The organism is Streptomyces sp. NPDC058880, from assembly GCF_042742535.1.
Lineage (GTDB): Bacteria > Actinomycetota > Actinomycetes > Streptomycetales > Streptomycetaceae > Streptomyces.
Genome location: NZ_JBHYMC010000072.1, coordinates 1 through 11,619, shown reverse-complemented (window position 1 = coordinate 11,619; position 11,619 = coordinate 1). Strand labels below are relative to the sequence as shown.

General features: G+C 72.9%; 9 protein-coding genes. 3 read left to right on the top strand and 6 right to left on the bottom strand.

All coding sequences use genetic code 11. The annotated features are described in order from the left end of the window. Positions 1-86: 86 nt before the first annotated feature. From ACFW2G_RS28730 to ACFW2G_RS28720, 3 genes are all read right to left on the bottom strand, one after another. The gene (locus ACFW2G_RS28730; RefSeq protein ID WP_384582614.1) at positions 87-1,277 is read right to left on the bottom strand and encodes a lipid-transfer protein; all 1,191 of its coding nucleotides are present in this window, start codon (positions 1,275-1,277) and stop codon (positions 87-89) included. Beyond that, positions 1,274-1,750 carry a Zn-ribbon domain-containing OB-fold protein gene (locus tag ACFW2G_RS28725; RefSeq protein ID WP_384582611.1) on the bottom strand — a complete coding sequence of 159 codons (477 nt, stop codon included), beginning with the start codon at positions 1,748-1,750 and terminating at the stop codon, positions 1,274-1,276. Before ACFW2G_RS28725 ends, ACFW2G_RS28730 begins: the two co-directional genes overlap by 4 nt. Positions 1,751-1,849: 99 nt before the next feature. Beyond that, positions 1,850-2,578, bottom strand: a complete 729-nt coding sequence (locus tag ACFW2G_RS28720) for a M15 family metallopeptidase (protein ID WP_384582608.1) — start codon at positions 2,576-2,578, stop codon at positions 1,850-1,852. Positions 2,579-2,601: 23 nt separating this feature from the next. Between ACFW2G_RS28720 and ACFW2G_RS28715 the strand changes: the two genes are divergently transcribed. Beyond that, positions 2,602-3,111 (top strand): NUDIX domain-containing protein, encoded by a 510-nt coding sequence (locus tag ACFW2G_RS28715; protein ID WP_384449433.1) that lies wholly within the window; start codon positions 2,602-2,604, stop codon positions 3,109-3,111. 124 nt (positions 3,112-3,235) lie between these two features. Here ACFW2G_RS28715 and ACFW2G_RS28710 read toward each other — a convergent pair whose 3' ends face one another. Beyond that, complete coding sequence (locus ACFW2G_RS28710) at positions 3,236-5,620, bottom strand: glycoside hydrolase family 31 protein (protein ID WP_384582605.1); 2,385 nt, start codon at positions 5,618-5,620, stop codon at positions 3,236-3,238. 218 nt (positions 5,621-5,838) lie between these two features. Between ACFW2G_RS28710 and ACFW2G_RS28705 the strand changes: the two genes are divergently transcribed. Next, positions 5,839-7,821, top strand: a complete 1,983-nt coding sequence (locus ACFW2G_RS28705) for an acetoacetate--CoA ligase (RefSeq protein WP_384582602.1) — start codon at positions 5,839-5,841, stop codon at positions 7,819-7,821. Positions 7,822-7,885: 64 nt separating this feature from the next. Beyond that, entirely contained in the window at positions 7,886-8,842 is a 957-nt protein-coding gene (locus ACFW2G_RS28700; protein ID WP_384582599.1) for a hypothetical protein, read from the top strand. A 58-nt stretch (positions 8,843-8,900) separates the two neighbouring features. Here ACFW2G_RS28700 and ptsP read toward each other — a convergent pair whose 3' ends face one another. Then, positions 8,901-10,571 (bottom strand): phosphoenolpyruvate--protein phosphotransferase, encoded by a 1,671-nt coding sequence (gene ptsP / locus ACFW2G_RS28695; RefSeq protein WP_384449444.1) that lies wholly within the window; start codon positions 10,569-10,571, stop codon positions 8,901-8,903. A 75-nt stretch (positions 10,572-10,646) separates the two neighbouring features. Continuing rightward, positions 10,647-11,096 carry a PTS glucose transporter subunit IIA gene (locus ACFW2G_RS28690; RefSeq protein WP_037926384.1) on the bottom strand — a complete coding sequence of 150 codons (450 nt, stop codon included), beginning with the start codon at positions 11,094-11,096 and terminating at the stop codon, positions 10,647-10,649. Positions 11,097-11,619: the final 523 nt, after the last annotated feature.

Genomic DNA, 11,619 nt, shown 5'->3' with positions numbered 1-11,619 from the left:
GGGGCCCGTCAAGCGTTCGGACGACACCGACTGCCGACACCGGCTGCCGGCGCCGACTGCCGACACCCACTGCCGGCGCCGACCGCTCAGCGCACGGCGACGACGGCCGACCCGTGCCCGAACAGCCCCTGGTTGGCGGTGAGCCCCGCCCGCGCCCCCGGGACCTGCCGCTGCCCGGCCGTACCGCGCAACTGCCAGGTCAGCTCGCAGACCTGTGCGATGGCCTGGGCCGGCACGGCCTCCCCGAAGGAGGACAGTCCGCCACTGGTGTTGACGGGGATCCGCCCGCCCAGCGCCGTCGCCCCGTCCCGCACCAGCTTCGCCCCCTCGCCCTCGGCGCACAGCCCGATGTCCTCGTACCACTCCAACTCCAGTGCGGTGGAAAGGTCGTACACCTCGGCGAGCGAGAGGTCTTGCGGCCCGAGCCCCGCCTCCTCGTAGGCGGCGCGCGCGATCGTGGACCGGAAGGATCCGGCCACCGGCTCCGCGGCCGTCGTCGAGTCGGTGGCGATGTCCGGAAGGTCCAGTACCGTCCGCGGATAGGTGGGCGTCACCGTCGACACGGCCCGGATCCGCACCGGATCGGCCATCCCGCGCGAGCGTGCGAAGTCCATGCTGGTGAGCACCAGTGCCGCGCCCCCATCGGAGGTGGCGCAAATGTCCAGCAACCGCAGCGGATCGGCGACCACCGCCGAGGCGGCAACCTCCTCGGTACTGACGGCCTTGCGGTAGCGGGCGTACGGATTGAGCCGCCCGGCCGCCGCGTTCTTCACCTTGACCTGCGCGAAGTCCTCCAGGGTGTCCCCGTGGATCGCCATCCGGCGGCGGGCGTACAGTGCGAAGTATGCCGGGTTGGTCGCGCCCAGCATACGGAAGCGCAGCCAGTCCGGGTCGTCGGGCCGGTCCCCACCGGCCGGTGCGAAGAACCCCTTGGGTGCCGCGTCGGCGCCGATCACCAGTACCACGTCGGCCAGGCCCGCCAGGATCTGCGCGCGGGCCGCCCCGATCGCCTGGGCACCGGAGGCGCAGGCCGCGTACACGCTGGTCACCCGGGCGCCCTGCCAGCCGAGGGCCTGGGCGAAGGTGGCTCCGGCCACGTAGCCGGGATAGCCGGAGCGAACGGTATCGGCGCCGACGATCGACCCCACGTCCGTCCAGTCCAGCCCGGCATCCGCGAGCGCCGCCCGCGCGGCGACCCTCCCGTACTCGACGAAGCCGCGACCCCACTTGCCCCACGGGTGCATGCCGGCCCCCAGGACAGCGACATCGGCGCTCACGCGACCCCTCCCACCGGCTTGAACTGCCAGGTCACCCACGTGGTGTCGGCGTCCTCGCCCAGTACGCCGCCCACCACCTCGACCTCCGCGCCCACCGCCAGGTCGGCGATCCCGGTCCCGGGCGCGGCCTGTCCCAGCACGACCATCCCCTCGGCCTCCAGCTCCACCGCGATCAGGGTGTACGGCTCCCAGGGCTCGGCCGGATCGGACACGTACGGCGCGGGCGGCCGGTAGCGCCCGTCGGTGTAGGACCAGACGCGGCCCCGGGGCGAGAGCGGCACCTCGGCGAGTTTCCCACCGCCGGGGCACCGCGGGTTGCGGCAGTGGACGTCCTCGCGGGGGAAGAACACCGCCGTACAGGCCGAGCACCGGGTGCCGAGCAGCCGGAAGCCGCCCCCGTCCGGTGCGTTCTCGGTGAACCACCCGCTCACGACGGGTTTCCGTGTGCGTGCCAAGACCCCTCCCAAACCCATTCGCTGACGCATCGTCAGGAATGAGGAGTCTGCCACGGCCGACGGCCCGGGTCACCGGTTCTCGGTGAGGCGCTTCCCGGCGATCGCACCGGGCCCGCGTCACGGCCGGCCGGAATCGTCCGGTGGGCGTGCCGGCGTGCCGGCGGGGCGGACCCCGCCCACCGCGACGGGGAAGTCGAAGTACGTGTCGGGATACGTCTCCGGCTTGTACGTGAAATGCCACCACTCCTCGGGGAGGTTCACGAACCCCTGCTCGCCCAGCACCCGCTTCAGCAGCTGTCGGTTCGCGCGGACGGCGCCCGTCACCCGTGGATCGTCCGTGTGCGACAGCGGATCGAAGAAGTCGAAGGCGGTCCCCATGTCGACCTCCCGGTGCGGCAGTTCCACCAGGGTCACGTCGACCGTGCTGCCACGGCTGTGTCCGGACCTCTGCGCGATGTACCCCTCGGGGATCAGCCGGTCGCGTTCCACCCGCGGGTGGAACTCCGCCCTGCGCGCCGGATCCTCCGGGCCGTCCTCCCCGCGCGCCCACCGCACGAACCGGTCGACCGCCCGTTGCGGCCGGTAACAGTCGTACACGCGCAGCGAGTAGCCCCGCCGCAACAGCGTCCGCTGCGCCCGCCGCAGGGCTTCCGCGGCCGGCCGGGCCAGCAGGCACTCGGGCTCCTCGTACCCGTCGACCACCGCGCCGGTGAAGTTCCGCCCACCCGCGTACCGCATGTCCTGCTCGATGCTCGGATCCACCTCCCGCAGCGCGGCGAACCCGGGCGGCGCCGAAGGCCCGCCCGCCAGCACTCCGACCAGTCCCACAACAGCCGCCGTCCGCATACCCCTCGGCATACCATCACGGCATGTCGGAACACCTGAGGGACTCGCACTGCTCCACCTGCGGAACGCCGTACGGCACGACCGGCTGGCCCCGCACCTGCCCGTCGTGCGGTACCAGGTCCTACCGCAACCCCCTCCCCGTGGCCGTCACCCTGCTCCCCGTCGAGGACGCGGACGGCACCGGCCTCGTGGTCATCACCAGGACGATCGAACCTGCCCTCGGCGGCATCGCCCTGCCCGGCGGCTTCATCGACTTCGGAGAGGACTGGCGTGACGCCGTCGTCCGCGAGCTGCGCGAGGAGACCGGGATCACCGCCCCCGCCTCGGACGTCACCCTGGCCGACGCCCTGAGCTCCCCGGCCGGCCACCTCCTCCTCTTCGGGCTCCTCCCGCCCCGCCCCGCCGACACGCTGCCCCCCTCGAAGCCGACGGACGAGACCACGGGCTGGCACGTCCTGCGCGCCCCGGCGGCGCTGGCCTTCCCCCTGCACACCCGGGCGGCGGCCTCCTGGTTCGCGGGCCGCTACGCCTGAGCCGTCGGCTCCGTCGGCTCCGTCGGCTCCGTCGGCCGCCGGTGCGGAGTCCGTTCCCCGAGCCGCAGCCGCCCGCACCGTCCGGCCACGGCCCTCCGAGCCGCCCGGCCGCCCGGCCGCCCGGCTACAGTCCCCGCACCACGACGTCTTCCACCTCCGTCCCGGCCTGGTCCTCCACCACCACCGTGTCCCCGGCCCACCGCACGGTGTACCGCTCGACCTCGCCGAGCCCGAAGCCCGGCCCCGGGTCCCGGACCACCACCCCGCCGCCCGTACGGCCCCGCGCCGGCGCCCAGACCTCCAGTTCCACCCCGTCGTGCGATGGCGACCCCGACCGCACCGGCAGCAGCGCACCCGCCCGTGCCAGCACCGGGATCCTGCCCTGCGGGGCGTCCAGCAGGATCTGCCCCGGCCCCTCGTAGGCGACCCCGGTCGCCGTGTCGTACCACCGGCCCCGCGGCAGCCGTACCGCCCGCCGGTCCGCCCCGCACTCCAGCACCGGCGCAACCAGCAGCGCGTCACCCAGCAGGAACGAGTCCTCGCAGTCCCGCAGCCGCCGGTCCTCCGGCGCCCCCCACCACACCGGCCGCACATACGGTGCGCCCGTCCGCCGCGCCATGTGCGCCAGACTCACGAAGTACGGCCGCAACCGCTCCCGTTCCGCCATCACCGCCCGCGCCTGCTCCTCCACCTCCGCACCGAACTCCCACGGCTCCCGCCGCCCCGCCCAGATCGCCGAATGTGTGCGGAACAACGGCAGGTACGCGCCCAGTTGCAGCCACCGCACGTACAGCTCCGGCGACGGCGAACCGCCGAACCCGCCCACGTCCGGCCCCGAATACGGCACCCCGCACAGGCCCATGCCCAGCACCAGCGCCAGTGAGGCGCGCAATCCGTCCCAACTGGTCTCCACGTCGCCCGACCAGGTGCCCCCGTACCGCTGCATGCCCGCCCAGCCCGACCGGGAGAACAGGAACGGCCGCTCCGCGGGCCGCAGCCGCACGAGGCCCTCCCAGCCGGCCCGCGCCATGCCCAGCGCGTACACGTTGTGGCCCTCGCGGTGGTCGCCGCCCGCCCCGTCCATCGCGTGGCGCGCCGATCGCGGCAGCGTGGCGTCCCCGAACGCAGCGAAGGACACCGGCTCGTTCATGTCGTGCCAGAAGCCGGAGAAGCCCTGGGCGAGGCGTTCCTCGTACAGTCCGCCCCACCACTCCCGCACCTCCGGATCCGTGAAGTCCGGATAGGCGCACTCGCCCGGCCAGACCTCACCGCGCACTTCCCGGCCGCGCCCGTCCCGTACGAAGGCGCCTCCCGACCCCACCGTCAGCCCGGCCGCGTGCAGCGCGTCACCCGCCTTGACGGCCGGGTCCACGATCGAGACCAGCCGCACCCCCTGCTCCCGCAGCTCCCGCGCCAGTCCCGGCAGATCCGGGAAGCGGTCCGCGTCCACTGTGAACACTCGGTGCCCGTCGTAGTGGTCGATGTCCAGGTGTAGGGCCGAGAGCGCGAGCCCGCGCGAGGCGTAGCCGGCGACTACCCGCCGCACCTCCGCAGCGCTCCCGAAGCCCCACCGCGCGTGCTGGTACCCCAGCGCCCATGCCGGCGGCACCGCGGCCCCGCCCGTCAGGCCCGACCAGCCCTGGAGGACCCGCGCCGGTGTCCCCACCAGCACCCAGCACCGCAGCGGCCCGCCCTCCATGCGCAGCTCGCTCGACCCGGGGCGGTCCTGCCCCGACCCGATGCCCTCCTCGCCCTCGCGCAGCACCACCCGGCCGTCCCAGCAGTTGTCGTGGAAGACCAGGTGGGTGCCCGCGTCGGCCACGACCATCTGCACCGGCATCGTGAGGTACAGCGGATCGACGCCCGGCCCGAAGCCCCCCTTGGGGTCGGTGTTCCACAGCCGGTACGTCCCGTCCCGGAGCCGCGGACCCGCCGCCCGTCCACCCAGCCCGAAGAACCGCGCGTCCGCCGCCACCTCGCTGCGCACCGCCCACCGCCCCCCGCCCCCTCCCGAGCCCGCCCCCTCCGCGGCCTCCCCGCCCGGAGGAACCGGCTCCCACCACCGCGGCGGCGACTCCCGCCGCAGCACCGTCCCGCCCGGCGTGCGCACCTCCAGCGCCCCGTGCCGGGACACCGCCACCGTCACCCGCTCCGACACCACCCGCCAGCCGCCCCCGGTGTCCGCTTCCAGCACGGCCCGCAGGTCCGGTTCGGGTCCGCTCCCGACCACCGCGTACGAGGGCGTCGCCCCGGCCCGGTCCCAGGCCCAGAACACCACCCCGCCCGCCATCACCCGCACCACCAGCTCCGAGCGCGCGAACCGCAGCACGCCCCCGCCCGGCCGGGGCTCCGTGCCGACCAGCAGCCCCGGCACCCTCGCCCGCTCCGCGCCCCGGCGCGGGAGCCCCTCGGCGTCCGCGCGCCGCCGCCGCCAGGCCGAGCGCCAGGCGCGCCGACCGCGCTCCGTACCGATGTCCTTCACCGCACGCACCAGATCACGACCGTCCATGCCGCTCACCCTGCCACCGGCCCCCGGCGGAAGGGGCGGCGTTCAACTGCCGTTCACCCACCGGCGGCACCTCCCACCGCTCACCCGACCGGCCAGGTCCGCCCTGGTGCAGCCGTCGATCACATGGCATCGTCCCTGTGAGCCGCCGCGCGCACCCCCGCGCGACGGAACCGTACGCACACGAAGCGCGAGCCGCAGACTTGACCGGGAGCCGATCCATGACCTCAGCCACCCAGCCGGAACCCCTCTGGGCGCCGGGCCCCGACCGGATCGCCGCGGCCCGGATCACCGCCTTCCAGGCCTGGGCCGCGACACGCTTCGGAGCCCCGGCGGACGGCGGCTACCCGGCCCTGCACCGCTGGTCCGTCGACGAGCTCGACACCTTCTGGCAGGCCGTCGCCGAGTGGTTCGACGTCCGCTTCACCACTCCGTACGAGGCCGTCCTCGCCGATCGGTCCATGCCCGGGGCCCAGTGGTTCACCGGAGCCACCCTCAACTACGCCGAGCACGCGCTGCGCGCCGCGGAGGATCCGGCCCGCGCCGACGTGCCCGCCCTGCTGTACGTGGACGAGACCCACGAGCCCGTGCCCGTCACCTGGGCCGAACTCCGCCGGCAGGTCGGCGCCCTCGCCGCCGAACTGCGCGCCCTCGGCGTACGCCCCGGCGACCGGGTCAGCGGCTACCTCCCCAACATCCCCGAGGCGGCCGTGGCCCTCCTCGCCACCGCCGCGGTCGGCGGAGTGTGGACCTCCTGCGCCCCCGACTTCGGCGCCCGCAGCGTGCTCGACCGCTTCCAGCAGGTCGAACCCGTCGTGCTGTTCACCGTGGACGGGTACCGCTACGGCGGCAAGGAGCACGACCGCCGCGAGGCCGTCGCCGAGCTCCGGGCCGAGCTCCCCACGCTGCGCGCCGTCGTGCACATCCCGCTCCTCGGCACCCCCGCCCCGGAAGGCGCCCTGGACTGGTCCGCCCTCACCGCCGCGGACACCGAGCCCGTCTTCGAGCCGGTCCCCTTCGACCACCCCCTCTGGGTGCTGTACTCCTCCGGCACGACCGGCCTGCCCAAGGCGATCGTGCAGTCCCAGGGCGGCATCCTCCTCGAACACCTCAAGCAGCTCGGCCTGCACTGCGACCTCGGCCCGGAGGACCGGTTCTTCTGGTACACCTCCACCGGCTGGATGATGTGGAACTTCCTCGTCTCCGGACTCCTCACCGGTACGACGGTCGTCCTCTACGACGGCAGCCCCGGCTACCCGGACACCGGCGCCCAGTGGCGCATCGCCGAACGCACCCGGGCCACCCTCTACGGCACGTCCGCTGCCTATGTGATGGCCTGCCGCAAGGCCGGGGTCCACCCCTCCCGCGACTTCGACCTCTCCGCGGTGAAGTGCGTGGCGACCACGGGCTCCCCGCTCCCGCCGGACGGCTTCCGCTGGCTCCACGACGAGGTAGCCGACGATCTCTGGATCGCCTCGGTCAGCGGCGGCACCGACGTCTGCAGCTGCTTCGCGGGGGCCGTCCCCACCCTCCCCGTGCACATCGGGGAGCTCCAGGCGCCCTGCCTCGGAACGGACCTCCAGTCCTGGGACCCGTCGGGCAAGCCCGTCATCGGCGAAGTGGGCGAACTCGTCGTCACCAACCCCATGCCGTCCATGCCGATCCACTTCTGGAACGACCCCGACGGCAGCCGCTACCGCGACAGCTACTTCGAGATGTTCCCGGGCGTCTGGCGTCACGGGGACTGGATCACGATCACCGACCACGGTTCGGTGGTCATCCACGGCCGCTCCGACTCCACGCTCAACCGCCAGGGCGTCCGGATGGGCTCCGCCGACATCTACGAGGCCGTCGAACGGCTCCCCGAGATCAAGGAGTCCCTGGTCATCGGCCTGGAAGAGCCCAATGGCGGGTACTGGATGCCGCTCTTCGTCCACCTCACCCCCGGCGCAGCCCTGGACGACGGCCTGCGCGCCAGGATCAAGGCGACGATCCGCGAGGAACTCTCCCCCCGCCACGTCCCCGACGAGATCATCGAGGTGCCGGGCATCCCGCACACCCTCACCGGCAAGCGCATCGAGGTCCCGGTCAAGCGGCTCCTCCAGGGCACACCGCTCGCCAAGGCGGTCAACCCCGGCTCCGTCGACAACATCGGCCTCCTCGGATTCTACGAGGAGCTGGCCCGCACCCGCACCCGCGACTGAGGTCACTGTCAGTGGCGCTGATTACGCTGAGTGAGCAAAGGATCGCACTCAGGGGGAGACAGTCATGCCACACAGGAACGACACCGGCACCGGTACCGCTGCGGACACCGGTGCCGGTACCGGAGGCCACCGCAGCCGCAGCACCGCGCGGCGCCGCGCACTGCGCCGCGAGGTCCCCAGCACCGTCGGCCTCCTGACCGACGCCCAGGACTTCGCGGCCATGTGCGGCTACCGCAGCTTCGGCTTCGACCACCCGGCCGACTACACCGACTACCTCCACCACGTCGACGGCCTGCTCCGGTCCCTCTCGGCCCGGGGCATCCACACCACCGTGGTGCTGTTCGACCCCGGCGAGTACGCCGAGTACTGCGGGGAGAACGGCCTGGACCCGGACACCTCCGAGACCCGCACCCGCTTCACCGCGGAATTGACCGGCAGCGGGACCGTCCTGCCCTACACGGGCCAGCCCCTCGACGAGCTCGTGCCCCTCCTCGTCGACGCAGCCGTCCGCCGCGCCACCTGGGAGTACGCCACCGAGGTCCTCGCGCGGGCGGGCCGCTGCGCGGACTGCGGGGACGACATCGGCCACGCGTCCTTCGACCGCGCCGCCGACACGCTGGAACGCCTCGTGGCCGGTGCCGGACCGGGCCACCACCACTTCGTGTGCAGCATCCCGACCGAGGAGGAGCAGCTCGTCGCCGTGCTGCACGCCGACTGCGGCGGCGAGCCCGACACCCTGCCGTACATCGACGACCGCGAGAGCCTCGCCTTCGTGACCGTCCTGGCCGCGGGGCTCGCCCTCGGCGGACCCGGGGGACTGGTGATGCGCAGTACCACCGAGGGCCGTGGGGACCGGGTCCACGGCTGGCGCCTCGACCGCGGCCGCCTCACGGCACTCTCGGCGGCCGCGGTCTTCGACGCCTACTGCACCGACGCCGGCACCGGAGACCTGATTTCCCCGGAACCAGGCGTCGAGTACTGCCCCGGGTACGAGGTCGACGCCCCCGGCCCGCACCACTGAAACGCCGAGGGGCCCCGCCACCGGCGGGGCCCCTCGGTCCACACGACGCGGCTCCGGCCTACTCGCCGGAGAGCACCGCCTGGGCGGCCGCGCGGGCCTCCTCGGCACTGTCCGCCGCACGGGCCGCGGCCGCTGCGCGCTCACACTGGGCCAGCGTGTGCTTGGCCAGCGTCGCCCTGACGTAGGGGATCGAGGCGGCACCCATCGACAGGGAGGTGACACCCAGACCGGTCAGTACACAGGCCAGCAACGGGTCGGAGGCGGCCTCGCCACAGACACCGCAGCTCTTGCCCTCTGCCTTGGCGGCCTCAGCCGACATGGCGATCAGGTCGAGCAGCGCCGGCTGCCAGGGGTCCTGGAGCCGGGAGACGGCGCCGACCTGCCGGTCGGCGGCGAAGGCGTACTGCGCCAGGTCGTTCGTCCCGAGCGACAGGAACTCGACCTCCTGGAGGATCGAGCGCGCGCGCAGCGCGGCAGAGGGGATCTCCACCATCGCGCCGAACTTCGCCTGGAGACCGGCCTCACGGCAGGCGTCGGCGAAAGCCTTCGCATCCGCGCGGTCGGCCACCATGGGGGCCATGACCTCAAGGTGCACCGGCAGGCCCTCGGCCGCCTTCGCCAGCGCGGTGAGCTGCGTGCGCAGCACCTCCGGGTGGTCCAGCAGCGAGCGCAGCCCGCGCACACCCAGAGCCGGATTCGGTTCGTCGGCCGGCGTCAGGAAGTCCAGCGGCTTGTCGGCGCCCGCATCGAGCACGCGGACGACGACCCGCCCCTCGGGGAAGGCTTCGAGCACCTTGCGGTAGGACTCGATCTGCTTCTCCTCGGACGGAGCCTTCTTGCTGTCGTCCAGGAACAGGAACTCCGTCCGGAACAGGCCCACCCCCTCGGCTCCGGCCTCTACGGCAGCCGGCACGTCCGCAGGCCCGCCGACGTTGGCCAGCAGCGGCACCCGGTGACCGTCGGAGGTGGCGCCGGGACCGGAGGAGGCGGCCAGCGCCGCCCTGCGCTCGGCTGCCGAGGCCTCCAGCTCGGCCCGCTTCTCCGCGGACGGCGCGACGAACAGGTCGCCCGTGCTGCCGTCCACCGCGATCACGGTGCCTTCGGCGATCTCGCCGGCCCCCGGCAGCGCCACGATCGCCGGCACGCCCAGTGCCCGGGCCAGGATCGCGCTGTGGCTGGTCGGCCCGCCCTCCTCGGTCACGAAGCCGAGGACGAGGGTCGGGTCGAGCAGGGCCGTGTCCGCCGGGGCCAGGTCACGCGCGATCAGCACGTAGGGCTCGTCGCTGTCGGGCACACCGGGCATCGGCACGCCGAGCAGCCGCGCCACGATCCGGTTGCGCACGTCGTCCAGGTCGGCCACCCGGCCGGCCATGTACTCCCCGGCTCCCGCGAGCAGGTCGCGGTAGGCGGCGAAGGCGTCGTACACACCGCGCTCGGCGGTGCTGCCGACGGCGATCCGCCGGTTGACGTCCGCCATCAGCTCGGGGTCCTCGGCGATCATCGCCTGGGCCTCCAGCACGTGCTGGGCCTCGCCACCGGCCAGCTGGCCACGCGCGATCAGGTCGGCCGCGACGGCACTCACGGCCTGGCGGGCGCGCCCCTGTTCGCGCGCCGCCTCGTCAGCGGTGATCTGCCTGGCCGGCGGCTCGAGAACCGCCGTGCCCATGTGCCGCACCTCGCCGATCGCCACCCCGTGGCTCACGCCGACGCCTCGCAGCGTTGTCTCCATTTCACCCGTCTCCGATTGGGCGGCGGCCCTGGCCGCCGCGGTGGATGTCCGTCGCGCCCCTTGCGGGCGGAAGGGTCACTGCCAGCTGAAGAGCGCGTCGTCAGCCTTGACGTCGCCGGACTCGACGAGATCGGACAGGGACTCGGCCGTCGCCTCCAACGCCACGACGGGACAGATCGGGGACTTGCCGAGCGCCTCGACGGCAGCGGGGTTCCAACGGATGACCGCCTGGCCGCGGGTCACGGTGTCGCCTTTGCTGACGAGCAGCTCGAAGCCCTCGCCGTTGAGCTGGACCGTGTCGATGCCGAGGTGCGTGAGTACACCGTGGCCCTCGCCGTCTACCACCACATATGCGTGCGGGTGCAGGGAAACGACCACGCCGTCGACGGGGGCCACCGCCTCCGAGGGCTCGCGCACGGGGTCGATGGCGGTGCCCGGTCCCACCATCGCGCCGGAGAACACCGGATCCGGCACTGCCGCGAGTCCGATGGCGCGACCGGCAAGAGGGGACGTCACGCTGGTCATGAGGGGCCTCCCAGGGGTGGGGCTTTCGGTGTCGCCGTCACTGACTGTCGCGAACGGCGTACTCTTCTGAAGGATAAGTCACCAGTTGTACGGGTTCGTCCGGTGCAGGTCCCGATCCGGACTGATGCTTCCGCACGGAGACTAGTGGACTAGACCGGTGGACTAGACCATACGCCTGAATCGATTTGCTTGGGCACCCCCCGGCCTGTACTGTCGTGACTCCCGCCAGGACGCCCCGCGTGAACTTCTCGCGAACGGCAGCTGACGGGCATCCCTCTCTTCAGCTTCGGACCACCTCTCTCATCCTCCTTCGCCTGCCCTTTCGGTCATGCGGAGAGTGGTTAGGGAGAAGGGAATTCGCTGATAGAGTCGGAACGGCCGGAAAGGGAAACGCGAAAGCGAAAACCTGGAAAGCGCCGAGGAAATCGGACACGAAAGAGTCTGATAGAGTCGGAAACGCAAGACAGCAGAACGAAAGCCCGGAGGAAAGCCGCAGCGAGTGTCGCTGGGGTGAGTACAAAGG